Here is a 25390-nt window from a genome sequence, read left to right on the forward strand (position 1 = left end):
ACTCTCATGACATGAGTCCGGACGCCTTGGTTGAAGACATCACACGCCTTCTTGAAGTCTGGGTAGCTGGCTGGGCCGGCTGCCGCGGTTACCAGACATCAGTTGAGGGCCGCTTCCCCGCTGCACTGCGGGCCGGCACCACCGGGGAGTGGGAGTACTTCGCCCATAACCCCTCCGCTGACGAGTTCACTGCCCTGGCTGCGAAGACCGTCGAGGCGCCGGCCAGGGTCCTGACCATCCTCACCAATGACGTTGCCCGCTTCACGGCGCTGGCCCAGCAGAACGGTCTGAACGTCACGTCCGCCTCGCAGGCCATGATGATCGTGGACATGTCCACCCAGGATACGGAAGATCCGTGGCTCTCCGACGATGATCTGAACCTGGTCACCTCCGAACTCGACGGCGTCCACCACGCGGTGGTCCGTTCGGGTGACTCGGTGGCGGCGAGCGGCAGGGTTTTTGTGGTGGACGAGACCGCTGTATTCGACAAGATTGTTGTCCAACCGACGTTCCAGCGCCGCGGCCTGGGCAGCTTCATCATGAAGGCCCTGGCCGCGCAGGCCATCGGACCGGATGTGGAAAACGGCCTGCTCCTGGCCTCCCTCGACGGACAGAAGCTGTACTCCCACCTGGGCTGGTCCACTGTTTGCCGCGTGCTGATGCTGTCCACGTCCGACGAAGGCGCAGACCTTTCCGTGGGGTGATTTTTTCCCGGGTGAAAGAATGTTGGGGTGAACCCCCATGACTCCCTGATTCCTTTGCTGGGCCGGGGCCTGGACCCGGAGCAGCTGCGTCACGTCCGCATCATCCCTGCCCGCCAGGCGGTCCACGAACCGTGGCCGGAGTGGGCGCACCCCGATCTCGTGGCCGCTTATGGTTCGCTCGGCATCCACGAGCCGTACCGGCACCAGATCCAGGCCGCCAACCTGGCCCACGGCGGCGAGCATGTGGTCATTGCTACCGGCACCGCCTCCGGCAAGTCCCTGGCCTACCAACTGCCGGCGATTGACGCCATCCACCGCTCCGAACTGCGCGTGCTGTCCGAACCGGGAAAGATCCACGACGACGGCGCCGTGACCCTTTATCTCTCGCCCACGAAGGCGCTGGCCGCTGACCAGCTGGCAGCCATCCGTTCGTTGAAACTGCCCACCGTGCGGGCCGAGACTTACGACGGCGATACGGACCCCACGGCCCGCCGGTGGATCCGGGACCACGCCAATTTCATCCTCGCCAATCCCGACATGCTCCACTTCGGCATCCTGCCCAATCACGCATGGTGGGCCAGCTTCTTCCGGCGGCTGCGATACGTGATTGTGGATGAGGCTCACAGCTACCGCGGCGTGTTCGGCTCGCATGTGGCCAACCTGATGCGCCGGCTGCGCCGCATCTGCGCGTACTACGGCGCAGGGACCGCCCATCCCGGTCCGGTGTTCATCGCCGCCTCTGCCACGGCGTCGGAGCCGGGCACATCGTTCGGACGCCTGATCGGGGCGCCGGTCCGGGCCGTTGCCGAGGACTGCTCACCGCACGGCTCCACCACGGTGGCTTTCTGGGAACCCGCATTGACCGAGCTCAAGGGCGAGAACGGCGCCAACGAACGACGCACCGCCGTTGCCGAAACGGCCGACCTGCTGGCGAACCTGGTCTCGTCCCGGATCCGGACCATTGCCTTCATTAAGTCCCGTCGCGGTGCGGAAACGATCGCTTCGATCACCAAGCGCCTTCTGGACGAAGTGGATCCCAGCCTGCCGCAACGCGTGGCCGCCTACCGCTCCGGGTACCTTCCAGAAGAACGCCGGGCCCTGGAAAAGGCCCTCCGCTCCGGTGAACTGCTGGGTGTCTCAAGCACGTCCGCCCTCGAACTGGGAATCGACATTTCCGGGCTGGATGCCGTCCTGGTGGCGGGCTGGCCAGGCACCCGGGCGTCACTCTTCCAGCAGATCGGCCGCGCAGGGCGCGCGGGCCAGGATGCCATCGCCGCCTTTGTGGCCAGTGATGATCCGCTCGATACCTACCTGGTGAACCATCCGGAGGCGATTTTCGACGTGTCGGTGGAGGCCACCGTCTTTGACCCGTCCAATCCGTACGTGCTGGGGCCCCATCTCTGCGCCGCCGCCGCGGAGCTTCCGCTGGGCGTAGCTGAACTGGGCCTGTTCGGCAGCACGGCAGAGAAGCTGCTGGGCCAGCTTGTGGCGCAGGGGTATCTGCGGCGCCGGCCGGCGGGCTGGTTCTGGACGCACTCCCAGAGCGCTGCGGCCTTGGTGAACCTCCGCGCCGACGGCGGCGGGCCGGTGAGCATCGTCGACGCCGACACCGGCTCCCTGCTCGGGACGATGGACTCGCCCCAGACCCACTACCAGGCGCACACGGGGGCCATCTACGTACACCAGGGCGACAGCTATGTGGTGGAGGACCTGAACGAAGACGACCATTGCGTGGTGGTCCGGCGCGCCAACCCCGACTACTACACAACGGCCCGGGACGTGACCCAGATCGAAGTGCTCGAGACACTCCGTACTGAGCACTGGGGCGATGTTGCCGTGCACTTCGGCGATGTGAAGGTGACAACGCAGGTGGTTTCCTTTCAGCGCAAGGCCCTGATTTCAAATGAAATCCTGGGTGAAGAGCCGCTGGAGCTGGGCGCCCGGGACCTGTTCACTAAGGCGGTCTGGTTTGTGGTGGAGAACCGTTCGCTGACGGGTGCCGGGCTCATCGAGGCGCAGTTCCCGGGGGCCCTGCACGCCGCCGAGCACGCAGCGATCGGCCTCCTGCCCCTGGTGGCTTCCAGCGACCGCTGGGACATCGGCGGGGTGTCCACCGCCATCCACGCCGACACAGGCGTGCCCACCATCTTTGTGTATGACGGACACCCTGGCGGTGCCGGCTTTGCCGAACGCGGCTTCGATAAGGCCAAGGTGTGGCTCTCGGCGACACGCGACGCCATTAAGGCGTGCGAGTGCGAGTCGGGCTGCCCCTCCTGCGTCCAGTCCCCCAAATGCGGGAACAAGAACAATCCGCTGGACAAGGCTGCCGCCGTCACCCTCATCGATGTCCTCCTCAAGGACGCCCGTGAAATGCCTCCCCGCGGCGCGGAAATCCCGGCCAGCACGGAGCCGTTCAGCACCACAGCCGCTCAGGGCGGCGGCCCGGCCCGCGCCTGACCGGTGGCGGCGCCAACCAGAGTCCCTGCATTCAGCTCCGTTCGTACCATGACGGTCTGACCGGCCCCTTCCGTGCAGCTGACCAGTGCTGCAGCATGGCGGGCCGCCACCTCTGCGGCCACCGTGCAGGGGTCGCCGGACGTGATCCCGCGCAGGGCATCGGCCGCTGCAAGGGCGGCGAGGTCCGCCGCCGCCGCTGCCCTGCTGGCCATCACCGCCGACTGCGCGAACAACAGCATCAGGGCCATCGCCATGATGACAACCAATGCCAGTCCCGCGGCCAGGACTGTTCCCGAGCCGCGCTCCGGGTTGTCCCCGGACTGCCTCTTCACGACGACTCCACATCGGGGGCCCGGATGTGTTCCGTCCGTTCGTCCGCAGACTGTGCCAGCCTGAAAAGGTACCCGTGCATCGTGGCCGGCATTGGCAGTACCAGCGGCTGAGGATCGCCGCTGGCCGCCGGCGTTTCGCTCCGCGTAGTGGCCGTGGCTGTAAGCGTCCAGGGCACTGTTGCCCCCAGGGGTCCGCCCACACCGTCAGCCACCGTGACGCTGATCCATTCGCCGTCAGCCGCAACGGACGCCGTTGCCGACGTCCCCGCCCATGTCCTGACGATCCCCTGCACTGCGGAAGGGTCCTCACCGCGGGCCAGCGCCCGGGCGCCGGCCCGCGCCGCTTCCTCGAGCCTGAGCTGGGTGACGCCTGCGGAGGCTCCGGCCAAAAGCAGGGCAAGGAGCAACAGTACCGCTGGCAGCGCTACCGCGAACTCCGCAGTCACGGCGCCGTGGGCATTCCCGCGGCGGCTGCTCCGGTCATCAGGACGTTGCAGCGCTGCCGGCGACAGAATCACGGCAAGGCCAGCGCCGTGCGGATGAGGTTCAACAGGAATCCGCGTACTTCGTCGCTACGGAGAATGAAGACGAGAAGTCCTGCGAAGCCCACAGCGGCCAGGGTGGCGATGGCGTATTCAGCCGTTGCCATTCCGGCTTCTGAAGCTGAAAGCCAGCCGTGGCGCTCCTTCCGCTCGCTGGCACCAGGGTAAAGCTCCACAACGTTGCCAGCGGGCTCTGTGGATTCCTGTCGTTGGCAGGTACACGCCCCCAATGCCGCATCGGAGCGTGTTCCCGGGTCCCATGGTGCTGTGCCCGTAGGAGCGGCGCTGGACTCCGGTGCAGGTGCTGCGGAAAGGCTGTTTTCGATGATGGTCATAGTGACATTTCCCTTCTGTGCTCCGGCCGAGTTGCCGGCTGATTCGACTCTTCCCTGCTGCGGAAGTCTCGGTAAGAGCCAACAACCCGTAAGTGGATAAGCGCGGCTTTAAGCGGATTGTGGAGGACAGGACGGGGTGTGGAGGAATGGACCGTAGCTGAAATCCCGCGCTCAGGACCCGGACGGGACCAATGCCAGCAGGACCGGAACAACGCCCAGGCAGATGAACGCCGGGAGCGAGCACAGGCCCAGCGGAATGACCAGCTTCACGCCGAGGGAGGCCGCCCGTTTCTCCGCAGCACGGAATCTTTCCCGTCGCAGCCTCGCGGCCTGCGCGTAAAGGATGGCCGACGACGGCGCTCCGGTCAGGGCGGCGAATCCCAGTGCGTCACGCAGTTCCAGGATTTCGGGAAGCCGGACTTCGGAACTGCGCCAGGCTGTCTCCCAGTCGGCCCCGATGGCGAGCGCAGACACCACGGGACGCAGCGCCTTGCCGTAGTCCGTCGAGGCCGAGGCAGCGACGAGTTCCAGCGACCGCCCGATGCCTGACCCCGCGTCCAGCATCGCCGCCACGAGCTCAAGCATCATGGCCGGGTCCCGCAATCCGTGCAGACGGCCACGATGTGTGAAGGCTTCATCGGCCCCCGGCGACCCTGCACCCACTTCACCTCGGAGCCGGACCAGCCGTTTTCGGACCCGGCTTGGCTGCGAAAGGGCCAGGCAAGCGGCCGCAGCCAGAACAACTGCCACAGCAAGCCCCGGCACAAGACCGTCCGTCATGGCACACCTGCCCCGGCAGCAGCACCGACCAGGCGGGCAGACCAGATTCTTCCGGCGATGGTGAGGCCCACTCCCGCTGCCAGCGCCGCCAGTCCCAGCGGGGTCCCGATCAGGATGGCCAACGGGTCCACGCCCAACGCTATTCCCAGGCCCAGCCCCATCAGCGGGAGCCACGTCAGGAGACCCACCGTGGCTTTCGGTCCGGCGAGGGCCGTCTGCCGTGCGGCCTCGGCATCGTCTTCCACTTCGAGTTGCGCGGCAAACCGCGCCAGCACATCAGCCAGCGGACAGCCACTGGCTTCGGCGATATCAAAGCAGGCGGCCAGCTCGCACCAGATTCGTAGCTCCCCGCCGTCGGCGCGCGAATACTCCGCCTGCGCGGCCTTCCTGATCGCTTCAGACACGGGTGCACCCCGGAACGCTGCTGCCCGGACGGCGCCAAGCATCACCAGGGAACCTGCGCTGAGGCTCGGACCGCTGCGACTGGACGCTGGCCCGCGTGATGGTTCCGCCCTTCCTACAGGGTCCTGCGATGCGCGTAAACCTGCGTCCGTAGTTGCTGAGACTGGGTCCGGACGGCCACCGTGGACCAGCCACAGTTCATCCCAGAGCCGTGCCGGAGTGCGGCCGCCCTTAAGCAGCGCAGCAAGCTGCTGGACCACAAGGGTCAAGGACAGGTCATTGCTTTTCGGTCGTGCGCGGAGGACGTTGCGCCACGTGCCGCCCGTTCTGCTGCCACCGGCCCCGGCGTGAACTCGAGAGGCAAGGCCTGGTCCTACACTCGCCAAGGCCCGCCGGCAACGGCCGGTGGCACCGCCGGGCGGGCTGAAGAGGAGCACGACCGCCAGCCCCAGGACCACGGCCAGCAGAAGTGTCATGCGGCGACACCCGCTGCGGGGGACAGTCCCAACCTCGAGCTCAGCGTCTCCCAGGCAGGACCGGTGCCGAGCTGGCCGCGTGTGGTCTCCAACGCCGGAACCACGGTAAGCCCGCCAGGACCGTCGTGCACCACACCCACGCAGGCAACATGCCGCCCGCGGCTGGACCGCTCCACGTGGACCACGACGTCCAAGGCACTGGCTGCCTGCAGCCGGACGGCGTCCTGGCCCATGCCGGCCAGTGCGCCCAAAGCTGTCAGGCGGGCCGGGACGGCGGTGGCAGTGTTGGCATGGATGGTTCCTCCCCCGCCGGTGTGGCCGGTGTTCATGGCGGTCAGGAGCTCCCGGACCTCGGCACCGCGGCATTCGCCCACCACTAGCCGGTCCGGCCGCATCCGCAGTGCCTGCCGGACGAGTTCGCCCAGGTCCACTTCGCCGCCGCCTTCGAGGTTTCCGTGCCGGGACTCGAGCGAAACAATGTGCGGATGGACGGGGTTCAGCTCGGACGCGTCCTCGATCAGAACCAGCCGTTCGGCCGGGGAGCACAGCCCCAGCAGGGTGGAGAGCAGAGTGGTCTTCCCGGAACCCGTGGCCCCGCTGATCAGGAAACTCAGCCGCTGTTCAACCACGCCTTCAAGGACCTCCCGGACCACGCCGCCGAACATGCCGCCGGCACGGAGTTCGTCCATCGAGAAGACCTGCTCCCGCCGGATGCGGACACTCAGCAGAGTGCCGGCCGTCGAAATCGGCGGCAGGACGGCGTGGACGCGGTAGCCGCCGTCGAGCCTGACATCGACACACGGGGACCCGTCGTCCAGCCGCCGTCCGCCGGCGGCCACCAGCCGTGATGCCAAGGCCCGCACCTGCGCCTCACCGGAAAACGAAACCCCGGCCGGTTCGAGGCCCCTACCCCGGTCGATCCAGACCGAGTCCGGGGCGTTGACGAAGATGTCGGTGACATGGACGTCCCGCGTCAGTTCCTGGAGTGGGCCAAGCCCGTTCAGCTCGGCGCTGATCCGTTCCACAGCCGCGAGGGATCCGGCAGTCCCGAGCAGCCGCCCGGTAGCCTGGACGGCGGCGGCGACCCGGGACGGCGTGACAGGTCCGGCGTCGGCCATGACTGATTCACGGACGGTCTCCAACAGTGACGAATCCAAAAATCGCGGATCCAGGACCCGGGCCTGCCGACGGCGTGCCCCCGTCCGGTGCTCCTGGGGCGACGGCAGCGGGACTGGCTGCCGCTCGCTCACGGCAGGTCTCCGACGGGGATGTCGCCGTCCAGCAGATCGAGCACTGAGGCGGCGAAATGCCTGACGCTCCGCCGTTTGCCCACGTCCAGGAGCCGTCCGTTTTCCCCGGCCGCCGTAACGCCACGCAGCTCCGGAACCCGGCCGTGAACCGGCAGTCCGACGGCGTCCGCAATCAGTCCGCCGTCCAGCGCGGCGCCCGCCTTTCCCCGAACCAGGAGGGCCGCCTCGACCGGCGGAAGTTCGTGCAGCAGCCGGGCCGTGGCCACCGCGGCCTTCAGCTGCGCCGGCACAACCACCAGCATGCGGTCACAGTCCCAGGCAAACATCCGCACGGTTTCGGCGCTGCGACCGATGTCCACCACCACCAGTTCATAGCCCCGCCGGGCCGCATCCAGGACGCCACCTGTGGTGGCGGCATCCACCGGCGTCTGGCGGTCGCGGCTGCCTGGCCAGGACAGGAAGGAAAACCCGCCGGCGACCGGCAGTGAATCGGCCAGCTGTTCGGGATCTATGCTTCCGCTCGCCTCGGACAGATCAGGCCAGCGCAGCCCCGGCGCCTCCTCAGCCGCCAGCGCCAGTTCCAGGCCACCGCCCCACGGATCTCCGTCAACGAGCAATACACGCACACCCAGCCCGGCCGCCGCCTGGGCGATCCAGATTGCCGCGGTGGTGGCCCCGGCACCGCCGCAGCCCCCTGTTAACCCGAGGACGAGTCCTCCCGCTTCGGGCGACCGAGACCGGCTCAGGTACTCGGCCAGCCAGGCCGAGGCATCCGGCAGTACCGCCACCCGCTCCGCTCCGAGGGCTGTAGCCAGGTGCCAGAGACTGTCCCCCTCCCCGTTCAGGCCCACCAACACGGCAGGGGCACGTCGCCGCGGCGGCAGCTCACGGACATCGCTCCCGACCAACACGGCGGCCGCGGCGTCCCAGTACTTGGCGGCGTCAGCCACGTCCGCCACCACCCGCAACTGGCCGCCGGCGGCAGCCACGATCCGTTCCACTTCGCCCTGCAGGAAGTCGTAGCTGGTGACCAGGAGAACCTCGGCACCAGCGGGGTCCGGCAGCCAGGCTGCCGCGGCCCGTCCCGAGGTAGGCGCACGGGACGTGGAAGCACCGGACCTGGAATCACGGGGCTGGGAACCAACGGAGTCAGATCCGGGGGAAGGGGGCCGGGTGCGGGACAGCTGGGTGGAAGACCGCTCGGAAGGGGGTGGAGATAGCTGGTGCCTGCTCATGCAGCCACTCTCCACCGCACTCAGGGGCGGGAAACAGGGGCATGCCACCGTATGTGGACAACTCCCCCGAACACCCCGGGCGGAACGGCCGGACGGAACGGCCGGACCGAACAACGCGGCCGAACTGCCGGGCCGGTTACTGCTTCCCGTATTTGCGGTGGACGGCCTGCTTGCTCACCCCAAGGCACAGGGCAATGGCTTCCCAAGACAGACCGGCCTGCCTCGCCTTGCGGACCAGTGCCGCTTCGGTGCGGCCAACTTCCTTCTGCAGCTCCGCCACTGCGTATAGAGCCTCAGCGGGGCCCTTCCCGTCCATTGATGCGACCAGCATTTTCATCCGCCCTACCTCCATTCGTCAACTTTAGTTGACGAATGGAGGGGCGTCAGCATAAGTTGACACCCCTGAGGTCGATGGCACGCACACCACAGCCCGCGTCCCGGCCCCCTACCCCGGCCCACACAGGCACACGACCCGGCCCGCTGGTGCGCCTGAACCTCCGCCACAGGGCAGAATTGGACCTATGTATCTGCTGCTCGCCGCCCACGCCCACGGCGCAGCCCTCCAGCAGGTCACCCAGGCGGGCGATCCGCACCCAGACCGTCCCGAACCGCGCCTGATCAGCGCAAGCGAGCTGGCCGGCGTCGTACGCCAACTGGAAAACCGTCCCCGCGAGGCGCCGCCCCGCTGGATCTGGAAGCGGACCCAGGACTGGTACCCTGCGCTGCTGGCGTCCGGCGTGGAGCTGGAGCGCTGCTATGACTTAGGTTTGTGCGGCAATATCCTGGCGTATTCGCAGTTCACGGCCCACACGGAGTACGCCCGGAACGCCGAAAAGGAACCGCTCGACGATCACGAGGCGCTGCCCCGCGCCCTCCAGCCGCCGCCCCCGCCGTCGGACCAAGGCGCCCTCTTTGACGACGTCCGCCACCGCGCCCCACGGCAAGGACTGGCGGAGCTCCGCGCGGAATACGCCGCGCAGCAGGCAGCCCTGGCCGATGCGGCTCCGGACGAAAACAAGCGGAAGCGGCTCCAGCTGCTGCTGGCCGCCGAATCCGCTGGCGCCATGATCGCCGCCGAGATGCAGCACACCGGTGTTCCCTGGCGGGAGGACCTGCACGAGCAGATCCTGGCCGATCACCTCGGGCCGCGCCCTCCGTCCGGTCACCGCCCCGCGAAGCTGGAGGCCCTGAACACCGAGCTGCGGGGACTGCTCAACTCGCCCGGACTGAACTTGGACTCGCCGCAGGAGCTGATGCGCGCCCTGCACCGCAACGGCATCGAGGTGAAAAGCACCCGGCAGTGGGAGCTGATGGAGTCCAGCCACCCCGCCATTGAACCGCTCCTCGCCTACAAGAAACTGTCCCGCCTGCATACTGCCAACGGCTGGGCCTGGCTGGACGCGTGGGTGGCCAACGGCCGTTTCCAGCCCGAGTATGTGGTGGGCGGCGTGGTGTCCGGCCGCTGGGCGTCCCGGGGCGGCGGGGCCTTGCAGATCCCGCGCCAGATCCGTGGCGCGGTCCATGCGAATCCCGGCCACAAACTCATCGTCGCGGACGCCTCCCAGCTGGAACCCCGGGTGCTGGTGGCGCTGGCGCAGGACGCCAAAATGGCTGAAGCGGCGCGCGACAAGGACCTGTACGCCGGCATCGCCGCCCAGGGTTTCGGCGGCGACCGCGCCAATGCGAAGATCGCCCTCCTGGGCGCCATCTATGGCGCCACCACCGGCGAGTCCGGGCGCCTGATGCCACAGCTGGCACGGACCTACCCGCGCGCCGTCGGCTTTGTGGAGCAGGCGGCGCGGGAGGGCGAGGCCGGCGGCACAGTGACCACCAGGCTTGGCCGGAGCAGCCCGCCGCCGTCGGAAGGGTGGTTGCGGAGCCAGCAGTCGGCCACTGCCGAGGAGCAGCGCCGCGCGGAATCGATTGCCCGTTCCCGCGGCCGCTTCACGCGCAACTTTGTGGTGCAGGGATCCGCCGCTGACTGGGCGGCGTGCTGGCTGGCGGAATTACGACGGCGGCTGCGGGCCCTGCGTGCCGACGGTTCCGTTCAGGCGGAGCTGGTGTTTTTCCTGCATGACGAGGTGATGGTCCACGCCCCCGAGGCTGGCGTCCAGGCCTGCATCCGGGCCATCGAGGAAGCTGCCGCCGCCGCGAAGGAACTGCTGTTCGGCCCCATCCCGGTGGAATTCCCCGTCAGCGTGGCCGTGGTGGACTCATACGACAACGCAAAGTAGCAATTGGCCCCACTGCGTAGCCCAACGAAACCTACCCGGGAGTAGCTGGTCGGAACTTCTGTGACCATGGTTACATCAGAGCAGCGACTGAAGCAGACGGTCCAGCTATTCATGCAAAAGTCGCATATCAGGGGAGGTCCGGCCTATGGCGGGCAGGTTTGAAATACATCGGGTAAGTGACGAGTGCTATCGGCTCAGGCTCACCGACTCAAACGGCAATATTGTGGCAGTTTCGCCCGACTTCAAGCATCTCGGTGCCTTGAAGGACGGCATCAAAGCCCTGCGTGAAAACGCGGCCACGGGCATTGTTGTTGATCTTCGGCAGCAACCAGTCACCACCGGCTAAGCCCCGGTGAGCTCCAGCTAAGCCGCCACCCGCGGTGCACGCCCGGCGGACTCAGTCCCGCCGGGCCACCCACGCTACGCACCACGCCGAGGCTAGAAGACCACCTCGTGCAGCATGGTCCGGTCCCACGGCACCGCCCAGCCCAGCTGCTCAAAGAGGCCATCCAGAATGATCCCGGTGAAGCCCCAGACCAGCACACCGCTGACCGCGAACGCGGGGCTGCTGAAGGTCCTTCCATCGCGGCTGACCGTGGCTGTCATCCGGTTGGCCGGGTCCAGAAGGTCCCGGACGGGGATCCGGAAAACCTGGGCGGATTCGGCGTAGTCCACCACCTGCACCGGCGACGGCGCCGCCCACCAGCCGAGCACCGGCGTCACCAGAAAGTTGCTGCGGGCCAGCCCAAGCTCCTGCAACGTTCCCAGAACCTCCACCCCTGCGGAGTCCAGCCCGGTCTCCTCTTCGGCTTCGCGCAGGGCTGCGGCTACGGGGGTTTCGTCGGCGTCAATGGTGCCACCGGGAAAGGCGACCTGGCCGGGATGGGAATCCAGGGTGTGCGCCCGTTCCAGCAGCAGGACATCAAGATCCGCCGCGGCCAGGGGTTTTCCGGAGACGGCCGGAACGTCGTCCAGTACACCGAAAAGCATCAGGACTGCCGCCTTGCGGGCTATGGTTTCATCCACGGTCAGGGCCGCCCAGGCAGTGTTCGGCGCTGTGACGTCGCCGCTGTCCGATCTGCGCACCAGGTCGATCAGGTCCTGGCGTGCGCTCATGGGAGCCGCCTCTGTGATTCCATCCGGATTTCAGCGGCGCGGTGCTTTTCGGCCAGCAACCGGTCCAGGAGAGTTTCGCTCCCGGGCGCCAGCTCGTATTTAAGGAGCTTGGCGGCCTTGGCGGGATCAGTCTCGCCCAACCCGTAGCTGGGGCACCAGTTCGCTACCGGACATGCGCCGCAGGCAGGCTTCCGTGAGTGGCACACCCGCCGCCCGTGGAACACCACACGGTGCGAGAGCATGGTCCAGTCCTTGGGCTCAAACAGCCCAGCAACGTCGAATTCGATTCGCACCGGGTCTTCGGAGGTGGTCCAGCCGAAGCGCCGTGCGAGCCGGCCGAAGTGCGTATCCACGGTGATCCCGGGGATCCCGAAGGCATTGCCCAGCACCACGTTGGCGGTTTTGCGCCCCACTCCCGGCAGCGTCACGAGGTCCTCCAGCCGGCCGGGGACCACGCCGTCGTACTCGTCCACCAGGCGCGTGCTCAGCGCCATCACGTTCTTCGTTTTGGCCCGGAAGAAGCCGGTGGGCTGCAGGATCGCTTCCAGCTCGTTGGGATCGGCCTCGGACATTGCCCGGGCGTCCGGGTACCGCGCAAACAGGATCCTGGTGACCTGGTTGACCAGCACATCGGTGGTCTGGGCCGACAGGACCGTGGCCACCACCAGCTCGAACGGGTTGCGGAAATCCAGCTCAGCATGGGCATACGGGTACTTCTCTGCCAAGGCCTTGTTGATCCGTCGCGCCCGGCGCTTCAACGCCAGCAAAGACTCCGGGGCTGCTGCGGCCGGGCCGGATCCGGGTCTACGGGAGGGGGCCACGGGCCTGGTTAGCCGCGCTCGATGTTGCTGAGGTCGCGCAGCACGCCCAGGCGTCCGTCGGTGTGCTGGACCAGGAATTCGTGGCCGCGGTCTTCCAGGGCCAGTACCCAGCCGCCCGGTTCAATCACAAAGGCGGGGGCGCCGGTCTGGGGGTCCACCGCTGTACGGTGCTGCGCCACGGCAAACCAGAATGCCTCCTGCGCAGGCTCTTCGTCCGATTCTTCCGGCCTGGAAGCCGGATCCACGGTGGCGCCGATGGGCTCCACGCTGCGCACCTGCTGATGGACGGCCGTCGCCGCAGGTTCCGCGGCAGACTGGCGAGCCGGTGCAGGGACACCCGCGCCGGCGTCGTGAACTGCCGCTTCAGGGGCAGCGGCGGCGGAAGCGGCCGTAGCAGTCGGCGCAGATTCAACTGGAGCCGCAGCCGCCGTCGGGGTGTCACCCGCAGTGGTCTCCTCAACGGCGGGCGTCACGGAGGCGTTCGTCGCTGTTGGGGAAGGCACGACGTCGGCGGCCTGGGTTGCGGGGCCCGGGTCGCCGACGGCGGTCCACTCGTTGACCTCCGGGGCGGGCGAGACGGCTGCTGCCGCAGCCGGGGAGGAGAAGGCCCCAGCTGAAGCGGCGGGGGTGGCGGAAGCCGCGGAAGCTGCGGAAGCTGCGGGGACGGGCGAGGCCTCAGGCTTGGGTTCCTTGGGCGTGTGCGGCTTGGGCAGCGGGACAGCCGACTCGCGGGCCATCACGTGGGCCGGTGATTCGTCGCGGCCCAGAAAGTCGCCGGCGAAGTAAGGGATATACCGGCTCAGCACGGTCCCCGCGAACAGCACCACCGAACCGACCAAGCCCACCAACAGGCTGGGAACATAGGCCGCGGCCGCAGAGACGAAGAAGAACGCCAGCGCAAAGGAAGCCACCACAGACGCGAACTGGTCAACGGACAGCGAGCCGATGCGGACTCTTGTCGCGGGAGCGAGCCGGCGTCCAACAAAGAGTGCCGAGACAATCAGCGGCAACACAATGCCGAGGCCCAGGAAGAACAGGCTGCCTGCATTCCAGAGATTAAACCGGCCGAAGAAGATAGGCAGCAGCGAGGCCACCAGCAGAATGAGGGTCGCGGCGAAAACGGCCAGGTCCCGCAGCGTGAAGGGACCCAGCACGGCCTGGTTGGTGGTGCCCGGCTTGGCGCTGGCCGGCTTCTGCGCGCCCTTCGTTGAGCCCTCCTCCGGGGTGGTCCCAGCCTGTGCCCCGGTTGCGCGGCCAAATTTCTGGCCGAAGCGTTGCTGGTTCATTCTGTACTCCTTAGCGTGGCGGCACCGGGACGGTTCTGTCCCAAAACTGTGCCGTCCGAAACGGCGGCAACGGCCAGGCCCGGCAGTGAAGCACCGGATCCGACAACTCCGTGGAAACTCACAATTCCATCTCAGCCTAGCCAACCGCATGGCCGATCACTAGCTGATCCGCAGCGGCGGGACGCCGATTCGCAGGGTCCATTAACCATTCACCGCTAAATAAATGCCGTTCATGGGCGCCTTTGTGACAGCGAACACATCGTGGCCCCGGCACGTATTAGGCTTGATTCCGGAACAGCTCTTTGCGGAATGTCCGTGATCGGCCGCTGCCCAATGCCGCGCAAAGCGGAGGAGCACGGCCGGGCGACGGCCAGCCGCTGAAAAGACCGATGAATGATGAGGTTCACCATGTCTCAGGACACTCCCGGCTCCACGGCCACCGCCCCCGCGGCTTCCGTGAAGGCCGACCAGCAGGGCGACGCCTTTGAAAACCTGCTGCACGAAAACCGCACTTTCGCCCCCAGCCCCGAATTCGCTGCCGACGCCGTTGTCACCGCGGCTGATTACGCAGAGGCCGACGCCGGCCGCCCGGCTTTCTGGGCGAAGCAGGCCCGCGAGCTGCTCACCTGGAGCAAAGATTTCGACCAGGCACTGGACTGGTCCAACCCGCCGTTCGCCAAATGGTTCGTCGGTGGCGAGGTCAACGCCGCGTACAACGCCCTTGACCGCCATGTGGAGAACGGCCTCGGCGACCGGGTGGCCATCTACTTCGAAGGCGAACCCGGGGATACCCGCACCTACACGTACGCCCAGCTCACCGAAGAGGTCAAGAAGGCCGCGAACGCCTTCGAGTCCCTCGGCGTTGGCAAGGGTGACCGGGTGGCTGTCTACCTGCCCATGATCCCGGAGGCCGTCATCACGCTGCTGGCCTGCGCCCGCATCGGCGCAGTGCACTCCGTGGTGTTCGGCGGGTTCTCCGCAGACGCCCTGCGCTCCCGGATCGAGGACGCCGAAGCCAAGCTGGTTGTCACCGCGGACGGCACCTACCGCCGCGGCAAGCCCAGCGCGCTCAAGACCGCCGTGGACGAGGCCCTCGCCGCCGACGGGCACACGGTCCAGAACGTTGTGGTGGTCAAGCGCAACGGCCAGAACGTGGACTGGCACGAAGGCCGGGACCACTGGTGGGCGGACACCGTGGAGCTGGCCTCCACGGAGCACAAGGCCGTAGGCCACGACTCCGAGCACCCGCTGTTCATCCTGTACACCTCCGGCACCACGGGCAAGCCCAAGGGCATCCTGCACACCACCGGCGGCTACCTCACCCAGGGCGCCTACACCCATAAGGCTGTCTTCGACCTGCACCCTGAAACGGATGTGTACTGGTGCACGGCCGACGTCGGCTGGGTCACCGGCCACTCGTACGTCGCCTACGCGCCGCTCATCAACGGCGCCACCCAGGTGATGTACGAAGGCACCCCGGATTCCCCGCACCAGGGCCGCTGGTGGGAGATCATCGAGAAGTACAAGGTCTCCATCCTGTACACCGCCCCCACGGCCATCCGTACGTTCATGAAGTGGGGCCGGGAGATCCCGGACAAGTACGACCTGTCCTCGATCCGGGTCCTCGGGTCCGTGGGCGAATCCATCAACCCCGAAGCCTGGATGTGGTACCGGGACGTCATCGGCGGCAACAAGGCACCGATCGTTGACACCTGGTGGCAGACCGAAACCGGCGCCCAGATGATCGCTCCGCTGCCCGGCGTGACCGCCACAAAGCCCGGCTCCGCCCAGGTCCCGCTGCCCGGCATCGCCGTGGACGTCGTCGATGAGCAGGGCGAATCCGTGCCGGACGGCCATGGCGGCTTCCTGGTGATCCGGGAACCCTGGCCCGCGATGCTCCGCGGCATCTGGGGCGACCCCGAACGTTTCAAGGAGACCTACTGGTCCCGCTTCGAAGGCATGTACTTCGCCGGCGACGGCGCCAAGAAGGACGAGGACGGCGACATCTGGCTCCTGGGCCGCGTGGATGACGTTATGAACATCTCCGGGCACCGGCTCTCCACCACCGAGATCGAATCCGCCCTGGTGTCCCACCCCTCCGTGGCCGAAGCCGCCGTTGTGGGCGCCGCGGACGAAACCACCGGCCAGGCCGTCGTCGCGTTTGTTATCCTGCGCGGCGACGCCGTGGACAAGGGCGACGCCACCATCGCCGAACTCCGCAACCACGTGGGCAAGGAAATCGGGCCCATCGCCAAACCCAAAACCATCCTCGTGGTCCCGGAACTGCCCAAAACCCGCTCCGGCAAGATCGTCCGCCGCCTCCTCAAGGACATCGCCGAGGGCCGCGAATCCGGTGACGCCACCACCCTGGCCGACGCCACAGTGATGCAGCAGATCGCGGCGTCCCTCCGAAAATAACGCTTCGCAGCCAAGAAAGCCCGACGACGGCGCTTCCCACCACGGTGGGTGGCGCCGTCGCCCTATGCTGGGAGCAGCCCTGTCGCCTGAATTAAGGATTGCTTTCACATGCTCCCCGCTGCACGACACCAGGCCATTGTGGACGCCGTCCAGCGCGAGCGTGTGGTGCGGGTTTCGGACCTCGCCCAACAACTCGGTGTTTCGCTGATGACTGTCCGCCGGGATATCGAGCTTCTGGAGACAGGAGGCAAGCTGGAGCGCATCCACGGCGGCGCAAAGCTTCCCGGCGATGTCAGCACCCACGAACCTGGTTTCGAGCTCAAGTCCACCCAGCTGACAGCGGAGAAGCGGGCCATCGCGCTGGAGGCTGCCGGCCTGGTGTATGAGGGCATGGCCGTCGGTCTGAGCGCCGGCACCACCACCTGGGCCCTCGCCAAGGAGCTGGTGAACGGTCCGCGGATCACGGTGGTCACCAATTCCGTGCGCATCGCTGACCTCTTCCACCTCGCTGCCTCCGGCGGCGCTGCCCGCTTCCCATCAACCGTAATCCTGATCGGCGGCGAGCGGACGCCGTCGGACGCTTTGGTGGGTCCCATCGCGACGGCCGCGTTGAAGCAGCTGCACCTGGACGTGCTGTTCATGGGTGTGCACGGTATGGACGCCGACGCCGGCTTCACCACGCCCAACCTGTTGGAGGCGGAGACTGACCGGGCCTTCGTCGCCGCCACCCGGAAAACCGTGGTCCTGGCCGATCACACCAAGTGGGGGCTGCTGGGCATCAGCACCATCGCCCCCTTGGACGCGGCAGATGAGGTCATCAGCGACGCCGGGCTGGGCCCAGAAGCCCAGCGCGTCCTCGGCCAGCGCGTGGGCAAGGTCCGGATCGCGGGGCTGCGAACCAAAAGCCCTTGATTCAGGGGCAGCCGCAGGACTGGCGGACGTGGAGCTTCGTGGGGAACATCTGCTGCTGCGGCGCGGCCTTGCGCCGCGCAGCCAGGATGCCTTCGACGGCGGCCGCGGCCATCTCCCGGACCGGCTGATCCACGGTGGTCAGCGCTGGCCACGTGTACTCCGCCTCGGCGGAGCCGTCGAAGGAGGTCACCGCGATGTCTCCGGGGACTGAGACACCTGCCTCATGGAGCGCGCGGAGGATGCCGACCGCCTGCATGTCCGAGCTCGCGAAAATCGCCGTGGGCCGATTCGAAGAGGCCAGGAGCCGCTTGCCCGCTTCGTAGCCACCGGACCGGGTGAAGGGGCTGCGCGCGATCGGCCCCTCAGGGAGGCCGGCCTCCGCAAGCGCCTTCAGCCAGCCAAGTTCGCGACCGTCGACGTCGTTCCCCACGTTGGTGCCCATGGCCAGGCCGACGTTGGTATGCCCGTGCCCCAGGAGGTGCTCCACGGCGATCTGTGCCCCGGCCAGGAGGTCCACACCGATGCTGTTGACGCCCGCCACCTCACGGTCCTGGTTGAGCAGGACCCACGGAATGTCGGCCTTCTCGAGGTCTTCCAGGTCCGGCTGGAACAGGACGCTGGCGAGCAGTACGCCGTCCACCTGCCGCGCTGCCAGGTTCCGGACGTTCCGGCGTTCCTTGGCTATGTTGCCGTCGGAGTTGGTCAGCAGCAGGGCGTAGCCCCGCTCGGCCGCCGCGTCCTCCACAGCATGCGCGAGGAGCGAGAAGAAAGGGTTCGAGTTGTCGGGCACGATCAGCCCAAGTGTCTCGCTGGATCCCAGCTTGAGGGCCCTGGCCGCCGCGTTAGGGCGGTAATCCAGGACACGGATCGCATCCTGGACCTTCGCCTCCGTGGCCGGAGCCACCTTCTTGGGCCCGCCATTCACTACGTAACTGACGACGGCGGTGCTGACGCCCGCGTACCGGGCAACGTCCTTGCGGGTCACCGGGCCACGCGGGGCCTGCACTATGGGAGTCGTCATGTTGTACATGCTAGCTATCGGATTCCCGGGGCGTCGCCAAAGTCGCGGATGGGCAACCGGGCCCCGCCACGGAGGGCGGACTGGTGCGCCACAATGCCGGGCAGCGTGAACCGGGCGGCAACCCAGGCGTTGACCGGCGGCAGCGTGCCGCTGTTGACCGCCGTGACGAAGTCGTCCACCAAGAAGTGGTGGCTTCCCTCGTGGCCGTTCGGCGCGCCACGGAACTCCTCCGGAAGCCGGTCAGCGTCATGGACCGGCGAGAGTCCGGAGACGAAGGCGTCTCTCAGTTCCGGCGCAACGTTGGCCAGCGACGGGTCATCCAGGGACATGCTGGGGCGTGATTCCAGCTGCTCGGAAATGTCGTGGACGTTTTCCTTGTCCTGCCAGACGGAGACTTTTGCGAGCTGTTCAAAGCTGGCCTCCGTTCCGAAGAACCGGAACCGGGATTCCCTGATATGTGAGGGATAGCCCACGCGGCGCATCTCGTTGGTGCGCATAACGCCGCCGTCATTGAGTTCAAAGAGGGCGGTGGCGTTGGAGAAGTCGTTGCCGAACATGCTGACTTCCTTGTCGAAGACACCATCATTGCGGTCATCCTTGACTCCGACGCAACTGACGCTGACCGCGTGGGCCGGGACGGCGCCGAGCACGCCGCCCACCGCGTGCGTCGGGTACAGCATCGGCGGGTAGCTGGCGGTCTCCTTCCAGCGGTCACCGCCGCTGTACTGGTAGGCGTCGTAGAAGCCCAGGTCCATGTCGTGGACGTAGTCGCCTTCGGTGTAGAAGATCCGGCCGAACCTGCCCGCCGCATGCTGCTTGCGCGCATAGACGGTGGCAGGGTTGTAGTAGCTGGTCTCACCCATCATGTAGACCAGGCCGGTTTCGCGGACGGCGTCGATGACCCGGGCAATTTCGTCCTCGGAGATGGCCATGGGGACGGCTGAGTAGACGTGCTTGCCGGCGCGGAGCGCCTGCTCCACCAGCGGTCCGTGCGTCCAGCGCTGGGTGAAGATGGCCACGGCGTCGACGTCGGAGGCAAGTAGGTCGTCGAAGCTCGCCTCCGACCCCGCCAAGTGGTATCGGTCCACTGCCTCGGCCGCACGCTCCGGCAGCTCGTCCACCACATAGACGTCACTGACGCCCGGGTGGAGATTGAAGAGGTGCGCGAACTGGCCGCCGAACTGGCCAACTCCTACTACGCCGATTGAGAACGTCATTGCCTGCCTTCCGTGGGTGCCGTGACGGAGCGCGGGGCAAGCGCTGTCCATCAGGATTCCCAGTGTTTCACCCGAATCTACTCGAGTCAATACCCTAGCGACTGGATAAATCCTTGCAGATACAACGGGAAAATTAACACTTGCCACCATTAATCTACTCGTGTAGATTGCTCATCAGTTGTTACCCACATCACAGTCAGGAAAGGGTCGAAGATGACCACCCTTACCAAGCAGCAGCGGGACCCGGCAGGCCGGGCGGCACGGTCCAAGGCAGGAAATACCGGGAGTACCCCGAAGAAGAGCCGCACGCACCGGATGGGCGATCTGAGGATCGCGATGGTGTTTATCTTCCCGGCGATGATCGGGTTCGTGGCGTTTTTCCTGATCCCCACGATCCGGGGTGTTTACCTCAGCTTTACCGAATACAGCATCCTGGGTGATCCCACCTGGATCGGAGTCAAGAACTACACCGCGATTTTCGCTGATGAACTGTTCTGGAACGCCATGAGCGTGACCCTGCAGTACGTGGCCCTGAACATCGGTTTCCAGACCGTCATTGCCCTGGGCCTGGCGCTGCTGATGCACCGGGTCGCGAAGTCCACGTTCATCCGGGGAGCGCTGCTGCTGCCGTTCCTGGTGGCCAACGTGATTGTCGCCCTCCTCTGGTTCTGGATGCTCGACTACCAGCTGGGCATCGTCAACGAAATCATCAGCTGGCTAGGCGGTCCTCGGATCGCGTTCTTCGGAAGCGAGCAGTGGGCCATTCCCACCATCGCATTCGTCAACGTCTGGCGCCATATGGGCTACACCGCTCTGCTGATCTTCGCCGGCCTCCAGTCCATCCCCCACCACGTCTACGAGGTCGCCTCACTCGACGGGGCTTCCCCAACCAGGACGTTCTGGTCCATCACGATGCCGCTCCTTCGTCCGGTCCTGGCACTGGTCCTGGTGGTCACCGTCATCGGATCTTTCCAGGTCTTCGACACCGTCGCAGTCACCACCGGCGGCGGTCCGGTCAACGCCACCCGCGTCATCCAGATGTACATCTACCAAAAAGCCTTCGGCGAATCGGACTTCGGCTACGCCTCCGCCCTGTCCGTCATTCTCTTCGTGATCCTTGCACTCGTGGCCTTCCTCCAGATGAAGTTCCTCAAAGGCAACGAATCGGATCTGGACTAAGGAACCCCAGCCATGACCACTCAAACACTCACCACACGAAAAGCCCTCGACTGGCACCGCATCGGTGCGTGGGCCGTCATCGCCCTCGCACTGGCCCTCACCATTTTCCCGTTCCTCTGGATGCTCCGAACGGCCCTCTCCAGCAACCACTCGCTGGCCTCCAACTCGGCTAATCTCCTGCCGGCCGACTTCTCCTGGGGCGCCTTCAAGCGTGTCTTTGGAATGCAGACCACAGAAGAGGCCATCGCCGAAGGAGGTTCCGGGGCAGCGATCGACTTCTGGCTGTACCTGCGCAACTCGATACTTTTTTCCACAGTGACTACCGCAGGCCAGGTCTTTTTCAGCGCACTTGCCGCCTACGCCTTCGCCCGGCTCCGCTGGCCCGGGCGTGACGTGGTCTTCTCCGTGTTCCTGGCCACCATGATGATTCCGGGGATCTTCACCGCGCTGCCCAACTTCCTCATGATCAAGAACCTGGGTCTGCTGAACACGTTCGCCGGCTTGACACTGCCCTTCCTGTTCATGTCCGCGTTCGCCATCTTCTTCCTGCGGCAGTTCTTCCTGAGCATGTCCCGCGAAGTGGAAGAGGCAGCCATGCTCGACGGGGCCAAGAGCCTGCGTATCTTCTTCCAGATCGTCTTGCCCAACGCCGCCGCGCCCATGGCAACGCTCGCGCTGCTGACGTTCATCGGCCAGTGGAACGAATACTTCTGGCCCCTGCTGGTCGGCAACGACGAGAGCATCCGCGTCCTCACCGTGGGCCTTAGCGTCTTCAAGTCCCAGTCCCCCCAGGGCGCCCCGGACTGGTCCGGACTCATGGCCGCCACCATCGTTGCGGCAGTGCCCATCCTCATCCTGTTCATCGCGTTCGGCAAGAAGGTGGTCAACTCCATCGGATTCTCCGGCATCAAATAAACCGCCAACCCCAACCACTCACCCTTACCAACTCCCCTCCGGGCAACCTCATGCCCTGTTCGAAAGGTCCAACATGAAAAAATCCCTCGGCGCAGTCGCTGCCGCCGCAGCCATCGCCATCTCCCTCTCCGCCTGCGGCGGCGGATCCACCACCGCCGGTGACGCCAAAGGCGAAATCGACTATTGGCTGTGGGATTCCAATCAGCTGCCCGCCTACGAGCAGTGCGCGGAAGACTTCACCAAGGCCAACCCGGACATCAAGGTCAAGATCACCCAGCGCGGCTGGGGTGACTACTGGACCACCCTGACCAACGGATTCGTCGCCGGAAACGCCCCTGATGTCTTCACGAACCACCTCTCCAAGTACCCCGAGCACGCCGACAAGAAGCAGCTCCTCGCCCTCGACGACGCCGTCAAGAACGACAAGATCGACGTGGACATCTATAACAAGGGCCTCGCCGATCTGTGGGTGGGCCAGGACGGTAAGCGCTACGGCCTGCCCAAGGACTGGGACACCGTGGGCCTGTTCTACAACAAGGCCATGACCGACGCCGCCGGCATCACGGCCGAACAGATGGCCACCCTGAACTGGAACCCCACGGATGGTGGCAGCTACGAAAAGGCCATCGCCCACCTGACCGTTGACAAGAACGGTAAACGCGGAGACGAAGCCGGCTTCGACAAAAACCAAGTGGCCGTCTACGGCCTGGGTTTGGAGTCCTCGGGCTCGGGCCAGGGCCAGACACAGTGGAGCTTCCTGACGGCCACCACCGGCTGGACCCACACGGACAAAAACCCCTGGGGCACAAAGTTCAACTACGACGACCCCAAGTTCCAGGAAACCATCGCCTGGTGGGCCGGGCTGGCGGACAAGGGCTACATGCCCAAACTTGAAACAACGGTAGGCGCCAGCATGCAGGACAACTTTGGCGCAGGAAAGGCCGCCATCAACACGTCGGGCGACTGGACGACCGGCCAGTACACCAGCTACAAGGGAGTGGACACAGGCATCGCCCCCACCCCGACGGGACCGGACGGCAAACGCGCGTCCATGTTCAACGGCCTGGCCGACTCCATCTACGCCGGCACCAAGAACCCGGCCGCATCCGTCAAATGGGTCGAGTACCTCGCCTCGACTGACTGCCAGGACGTCGTGGCCTCCAAGGCCGTCGTCTTCCCCGCCATCACTTCCTCGTCCGAAAAGGCCGCCGCGGCCTTCAAGGAAAAGGGCATCGACGTCAGCGCCTTCACAACGCATGTCAAGGACGGCACGACGTTCCTGTTCCCGATCGCGGACAATGCTGCCAAAGTTGACGGCATCATGAACCCCGCCATGGACGCAGTGATCTCCGGCAAGGCCCCGGCCAGTTCCCTCACCCAGGCCAACGAAAAGGTCAACGCCCTCTTCAAGTAGGCCACCCGCGTGACCGGCTGTGCGCCGCGGGCATCGTCTTGCCCGCGGCGCACAGCCTAGTTTTTATTACTCCCACCCTTTAGAAGGACTGTATTTATGGACCCCCTGCATCTCCGTTCCGCCGGCACCAGCCTGGTGATCAGCTTCGACAGCCGGGAGGCCGAGGTCATCCACTGGGGCGCGGATCTTGGCAGCACGCTGCCGGACCTCGCTATCCTCACGGCCGCTATCCCGCCGTCATCCATCGACGCCAATGTGCCTGCCGGCCTCCTGCCGCAGGCATCGTCCAGTTGGCGCGGCCGTCCCGCCCTCCGCGGCCACCGCATCACCGACGGCGTCTCCGGCCTCGATTTCTCAGCCCGCCTCCGCGTCGTGAGCGCCGGTGCCCAGGGGACTTCCGCCATCATCGTCCAGACCGATGCCGACGCCGGCCTCACCGTCTCGTCCGCACTGACACTGCACGACGGCGGCCTGCTGGAGCTGCGCCACACCCTCACCAACGACGGCGCCACACCCTATCAACTCGACGAACTGGCCACCGTCCTCCCGGTGGCGCCCGACGCCGTCGAACTCCTTGACCTGACCGGGCGCTGGTGCCGGGAACGCCACCCGCAGCGCCGCCCCATCCAGCAGGGCACCTGGGTCCGCACCGGCCGGCACGGCCGCACCGGACACGATTCCTCACTGCTCTTCGCCGCCGGCACCGCAGGGTTCGGCAACCGCCACGGGAAAGTCTGGGCCACGCACCTGGCCTGGAGCGGCAACCACGAACAGTTCGCGGACAGCATTGGCGATGGCCGCACCATGATCGGCGGCTCCGAACTCCTGGGCCCGGCCGAGGTCATCCTCGCACCCGGTGCCAGCTACACCACACCGGCGCTCTTTGCCGCGTACTCGGACCACGGCCTGGACGGCATCAGCGAGGCGTTCTACACCTGGTTCCGATCCCGCCCCCACCACGTGCTCCCCGCAGCCACCACCGGCCTGCCCGCCGGCAAGCCCCGCCCCGCAGTGCTCAATGTCTGGGAAGCGGTCTACTTCGACCACAACCTGTCCACCCTGATCGAACTGGCCGACTCCGCCGCCGAACTCGGCGTCGAGCGCTTTGTCCTCGACGACGGCTGGTTCCGCGGCCGCCGCGACGACCACGCCGGCCTCGGCGACTGGTACGTCGACGAAACCCTCTGGCCCGACGGCCTCACGCCCCTGATCGACGCCGTAACCTCGCGCGGAATGGAATTCGGGCTCTGGGTGGAACCCGAAATGGTCAACCTGGACTCCGATATTGCCCGCGCACACCCCGAATGGATCGTTGGTCCATCCGTCCACAGCTACAAGGACGGCGGCCGCCTGCCCCTTGAATGGCGGAACCAGCATGTGATCGACCTCGTGAACCCGGACGCATGGCAGTACATTTACGACCGTGTCGACGCCCTGCTGCGCGAGAACAACATCAGCTACCTCAAATGGGACCAGAACCGGGACCTCCTCGAACACGGCCACGGCGGCCGCTCCTCCGTCCACGAACAGACCCTTGCCGCCTACCGGCTCTTCGACGAACTCCGCAAGGCGCATCCCGGCGTCGAGATTGAAAGCTGCTCCTCCGGCGGCGCCCGGGTGGACCTCGGCATCCTGGAACGCACCGACCGCATCTGGGCCTCGGACTGCAACGACGCCCTGGAACGCCAGACCATCCAGCGCTGGACCGGCGTCGTGGTTCCGCCTGAGCTGGTGGGCGGACACATCGGCCCCACCACCTCGCACACCACGGCCCGTACCCACGACCTGTCCTTCCGCGCCATCACCGCCCTGTTCGGCCACTTCGGCATGGAATGGGACGTCCGCAGCGTCCAGGGCGCCGAGCGCGAGGAACTCAAACGCTTCATCGCCCTCTACAAGGAACACCGCGCCCTGATCCACTCCGGGCGCATGGTCCGCGCGGACATGTCCGACGATTCCCTGATGCTGCACGGTGTGGTGGCCCCCAGTGGTGCCACACAGGGAACGACGGCGGCCCTGTTCGCCCTGGTCAGCACCGGCACCGCCTTCGCAGAACAGCCGGGACGGATCGCCATCCCCGGCCTGGAACCTGACCGGGACTACCGGGTGGAAGCCATCTTCCCAGCCCCGGCAGATGCAGACTACGCCCACACCTTCACCCAGGTCCAGCCCCCGGCCTGGCTAGCGGACGGCGCAGTAGCCCGCGGCCGATTCCTGGCCGAAGTGGGCCTGCCCATGCCCGTACTCAACCCGGAACATGCCCTCGTCCTGAGGTTCACAGCCCTGTAACCGCCAGATGGCCTGCCGTGCAAGCACTGATCGTAAGAATGCGCGGCGGGCCGTC

At 66.4% G+C, this 25390-nt stretch carries 23 protein-coding genes; 10 read left to right on the top strand and 13 right to left on the bottom strand.

Annotated elements, in window-relative coordinates:
* Positions 1-11: 11 nt before the first annotated feature.
* Positions 12-704 carry a GNAT family N-acetyltransferase gene (locus FYJ92_RS15815; protein WP_185261545.1) on the top strand — a complete coding sequence of 231 codons (693 nt, stop codon included), beginning with the start codon at positions 12-14 and terminating at the stop codon, positions 702-704.
* A gap of 27 nt (positions 705-731) precedes the next feature.
* A complete protein-coding gene (locus FYJ92_RS15820) occupies positions 732-3161 on the top strand; it encodes a DEAD/DEAH box helicase (protein WP_255482156.1) in 2430 nt (809 codons plus the stop codon).
* Here FYJ92_RS15820 and FYJ92_RS15825 read toward each other — a convergent pair.
* The 8 genes from FYJ92_RS15825 to FYJ92_RS15860 form a co-directional block, all read right to left on the bottom strand.
* Entirely contained in the window at positions 3134-3493 is a 360-nt protein-coding gene (locus tag FYJ92_RS15825) for an Rv3654c family TadE-like protein (RefSeq protein ID WP_185261546.1), read from the bottom strand. The genes FYJ92_RS15820 and FYJ92_RS15825 overlap by 28 nt on opposite strands.
* Entirely contained in the window at positions 3490-4011 is a 522-nt protein-coding gene (locus FYJ92_RS15830) for a TadE family type IV pilus minor pilin (RefSeq protein WP_255482157.1), read from the bottom strand. Before FYJ92_RS15830 ends, FYJ92_RS15825 begins: the two co-directional genes overlap by 4 nt.
* Positions 4008-4370, bottom strand: a complete 363-nt coding sequence (locus FYJ92_RS15835; RefSeq protein ID WP_255482158.1) for a DUF4244 domain-containing protein — start codon at positions 4368-4370, stop codon at positions 4008-4010. The genes FYJ92_RS15830 and FYJ92_RS15835 overlap by 4 nt, the downstream gene beginning before the upstream one ends.
* Before the next feature lie 171 nt (positions 4371-4541).
* Positions 4542-5150, bottom strand: a complete 609-nt coding sequence (locus tag FYJ92_RS15840; RefSeq protein ID WP_185261547.1) for a type II secretion system F family protein — start codon at positions 5148-5150, stop codon at positions 4542-4544.
* A complete protein-coding gene (locus tag FYJ92_RS15845) occupies positions 5147-6028 on the bottom strand; it encodes a type II secretion system F family protein (RefSeq protein ID WP_185261548.1) in 882 nt (293 codons plus the stop codon). The genes FYJ92_RS15840 and FYJ92_RS15845 overlap by 4 nt, the downstream gene beginning before the upstream one ends.
* Complete coding sequence (locus FYJ92_RS15850; protein WP_185261549.1) at positions 6025-7278, bottom strand: TadA family conjugal transfer-associated ATPase; 1254 nt, start codon at positions 7276-7278, stop codon at positions 6025-6027. Before FYJ92_RS15850 ends, FYJ92_RS15845 begins: the two co-directional genes overlap by 4 nt.
* Complete coding sequence (gene ssd / locus FYJ92_RS15855) at positions 7275-8513, bottom strand: septum site-determining protein Ssd (protein ID WP_370526018.1); 1239 nt, start codon at positions 8511-8513, stop codon at positions 7275-7277. Before ssd ends, FYJ92_RS15850 begins: the two co-directional genes overlap by 4 nt.
* A 136-nt stretch (positions 8514-8649) precedes the next feature.
* On the bottom strand, positions 8650-8865 hold the full coding sequence (locus FYJ92_RS15860) for an AsnC family protein (RefSeq protein ID WP_185261550.1): 216 nt from the start codon (positions 8863-8865) through the stop codon (positions 8650-8652).
* Positions 8866-9034: 169 nt separating this feature from the next.
* Between FYJ92_RS15860 and FYJ92_RS15865 the strand changes: the two genes are divergently transcribed.
* Positions 9035-10747, top strand: coding sequence for a bifunctional 3'-5' exonuclease/DNA polymerase (locus FYJ92_RS15865; protein ID WP_185261551.1), 1713 nt, complete (start codon positions 9035-9037; stop codon positions 10745-10747).
* 145 nt (positions 10748-10892) lie between these two features.
* A complete protein-coding gene (locus FYJ92_RS15870; protein WP_185261552.1) occupies positions 10893-11093 on the top strand; it encodes a DUF1508 domain-containing protein in 201 nt (66 codons plus the stop codon).
* Positions 11094-11185: 92 nt separating this feature from the next.
* Here the strand turns inward: FYJ92_RS15870 and FYJ92_RS15875 are convergent, their stop codons facing one another.
* From FYJ92_RS15875 to FYJ92_RS15885, 3 genes are read right to left on the bottom strand one after another with little or no spacing between them, the layout of a single operon-like run.
* The gene (locus FYJ92_RS15875) at positions 11186-11863 is read right to left on the bottom strand and encodes a CoA pyrophosphatase (protein WP_185261553.1); all 678 of its coding nucleotides are present in this window, start codon (positions 11861-11863) and stop codon (positions 11186-11188) included.
* Positions 11860-12684 carry an endonuclease III gene (nth, locus tag FYJ92_RS15880; RefSeq protein ID WP_185261554.1) on the bottom strand — a complete coding sequence of 275 codons (825 nt, stop codon included), beginning with the start codon at positions 12682-12684 and terminating at the stop codon, positions 11860-11862. Before nth ends, FYJ92_RS15875 begins: the two co-directional genes overlap by 4 nt.
* A gap of 8 nt (positions 12685-12692) precedes the next feature.
* The gene (locus tag FYJ92_RS15885) at positions 12693-13970 is read right to left on the bottom strand and encodes a hypothetical protein (RefSeq protein WP_185261555.1); all 1278 of its coding nucleotides are present in this window, start codon (positions 13968-13970) and stop codon (positions 12693-12695) included.
* A 408-nt stretch (positions 13971-14378) separates the two neighbouring features.
* Here FYJ92_RS15885 and acs point away from each other — a divergent pair, with 408 nt between their 5' ends.
* Positions 14379-16388 carry an acetate--CoA ligase gene (gene acs / locus FYJ92_RS15890; RefSeq protein WP_185261556.1) on the top strand — a complete coding sequence of 670 codons (2010 nt, stop codon included), beginning with the start codon at positions 14379-14381 and terminating at the stop codon, positions 16386-16388.
* A 108-nt stretch (positions 16389-16496) separates the two neighbouring features.
* Positions 16497-17300, top strand: coding sequence for a DeoR/GlpR family DNA-binding transcription regulator (locus tag FYJ92_RS15895; RefSeq protein ID WP_185261557.1), 804 nt, complete (start codon positions 16497-16499; stop codon positions 17298-17300).
* Position 17301: 1 nt separating this feature from the next.
* Here FYJ92_RS15895 and FYJ92_RS15900 read toward each other — a convergent pair whose 3' ends face one another.
* Positions 17302-18321 (bottom strand): LacI family DNA-binding transcriptional regulator, encoded by a 1020-nt coding sequence (locus FYJ92_RS15900; RefSeq protein ID WP_185261558.1) that lies wholly within the window; start codon positions 18319-18321, stop codon positions 17302-17304.
* Between the two features lie 14 nt (positions 18322-18335).
* Positions 18336-19538, bottom strand: a complete 1203-nt coding sequence (locus FYJ92_RS15905; RefSeq protein WP_185261559.1) for a Gfo/Idh/MocA family protein — start codon at positions 19536-19538, stop codon at positions 18336-18338.
* Between the two features lie 213 nt (positions 19539-19751).
* Between FYJ92_RS15905 and FYJ92_RS15910 the strand changes: the two genes are divergently transcribed.
* The 4 genes from FYJ92_RS15910 to FYJ92_RS15925 all read left to right on the top strand — a co-directional run bounded on the left by FYJ92_RS15910 (position 19752) and on the right by FYJ92_RS15925 (position 25335).
* The gene (locus FYJ92_RS15910; protein ID WP_185261560.1) at positions 19752-20717 is read left to right on the top strand and encodes a carbohydrate ABC transporter permease; all 966 of its coding nucleotides are present in this window, start codon (positions 19752-19754) and stop codon (positions 20715-20717) included.
* Positions 20718-20729: 12 nt separating this feature from the next.
* Positions 20730-21632, top strand: a complete 903-nt coding sequence (locus FYJ92_RS15915; protein ID WP_185261561.1) for a carbohydrate ABC transporter permease — start codon at positions 20730-20732, stop codon at positions 21630-21632.
* 73 nt (positions 21633-21705) lie between these two features.
* Positions 21706-23046: a sugar ABC transporter substrate-binding protein gene (locus FYJ92_RS15920; protein ID WP_185261562.1), complete on the top strand. Its 1341-nt coding sequence runs from the start codon at positions 21706-21708 to the stop codon at positions 23044-23046.
* Between the two features lie 96 nt (positions 23047-23142).
* Positions 23143-25335, top strand: a complete 2193-nt coding sequence (locus FYJ92_RS15925; protein WP_185261563.1) for an alpha-galactosidase — start codon at positions 23143-23145, stop codon at positions 25333-25335.
* The last annotated feature ends 55 nt before the right edge of the window (positions 25336-25390 follow it).

Source organism: Pseudarthrobacter sp. NBSH8, from assembly GCF_014217545.1.
Classification (GTDB): domain Bacteria; phylum Actinomycetota; class Actinomycetes; order Actinomycetales; family Micrococcaceae; genus Arthrobacter.

What these genes read in the sequence shown, in the direction of transcription:
- FYJ92_RS15815 (WP_185261545.1), top strand. Translation starts at nt 12, where the DNA reads ATGAGTCCGGACGCCTTGGTTGAAGACATCACACGCCTTCTTGAAGTC.
- FYJ92_RS15835 (WP_255482158.1), bottom strand. Translation starts at nt 4,370, where the DNA reads ATGACCATCATCGAAAACAGCCTTTCCGCAGCACCTGCACCGGAGTCC.
- FYJ92_RS15840 (WP_185261547.1), bottom strand. Translation starts at nt 5,150, where the DNA reads ATGACGGACGGTCTTGTGCCGGGGCTTGCTGTGGCAGTTGTTCTGGCT.
- FYJ92_RS15845 (WP_185261548.1), bottom strand. Translation starts at nt 6,028, where the DNA reads ATGACACTTCTGCTGGCCGTGGTCCTGGGGCTGGCGGTCGTGCTCCTC.
- ssd (WP_370526018.1), bottom strand. Translation starts at nt 8,513, where the DNA reads ATGAGCAGGCACCAGCTATCTCCACCCCCTTCCGAGCGGTCTTCCACC.
- FYJ92_RS15860 (WP_185261550.1), bottom strand. Translation starts at nt 8,865, where the DNA reads ATGGAGGTAGGGCGGATGAAAATGCTGGTCGCATCAATGGACGGGAAG.
- FYJ92_RS15865 (WP_185261551.1), top strand. Translation starts at nt 9,035, where the DNA reads ATGTATCTGCTGCTCGCCGCCCACGCCCACGGCGCAGCCCTCCAGCAG.
- FYJ92_RS15870 (WP_185261552.1), top strand. Translation starts at nt 10,893, where the DNA reads ATGGCGGGCAGGTTTGAAATACATCGGGTAAGTGACGAGTGCTATCGG.
- FYJ92_RS15875 (WP_185261553.1), bottom strand. Translation starts at nt 11,863, where the DNA reads ATGAGCGCACGCCAGGACCTGATCGACCTGGTGCGCAGATCGGACAGC.
- FYJ92_RS15885 (WP_185261555.1), bottom strand. Translation starts at nt 13,970, where the DNA reads ATGAACCAGCAACGCTTCGGCCAGAAATTTGGCCGCGCAACCGGGGCA.
- acs (WP_185261556.1), top strand. Translation starts at nt 14,379, where the DNA reads ATGTCTCAGGACACTCCCGGCTCCACGGCCACCGCCCCCGCGGCTTCC.
- FYJ92_RS15895 (WP_185261557.1), top strand. Translation starts at nt 16,497, where the DNA reads ATGCTCCCCGCTGCACGACACCAGGCCATTGTGGACGCCGTCCAGCGC.
- FYJ92_RS15900 (WP_185261558.1), bottom strand. Translation starts at nt 18,321, where the DNA reads ATGACGACTCCCATAGTGCAGGCCCCGCGTGGCCCGGTGACCCGCAAG.
- FYJ92_RS15905 (WP_185261559.1), bottom strand. Translation starts at nt 19,538, where the DNA reads ATGACGTTCTCAATCGGCGTAGTAGGAGTTGGCCAGTTCGGCGGCCAG.
- FYJ92_RS15910 (WP_185261560.1), top strand. Translation starts at nt 19,752, where the DNA reads ATGACCACCCTTACCAAGCAGCAGCGGGACCCGGCAGGCCGGGCGGCA.
- FYJ92_RS15915 (WP_185261561.1), top strand. Translation starts at nt 20,730, where the DNA reads ATGACCACTCAAACACTCACCACACGAAAAGCCCTCGACTGGCACCGC.
- FYJ92_RS15920 (WP_185261562.1), top strand. Translation starts at nt 21,706, where the DNA reads ATGAAAAAATCCCTCGGCGCAGTCGCTGCCGCCGCAGCCATCGCCATC.
- FYJ92_RS15925 (WP_185261563.1), top strand. Translation starts at nt 23,143, where the DNA reads ATGGACCCCCTGCATCTCCGTTCCGCCGGCACCAGCCTGGTGATCAGC.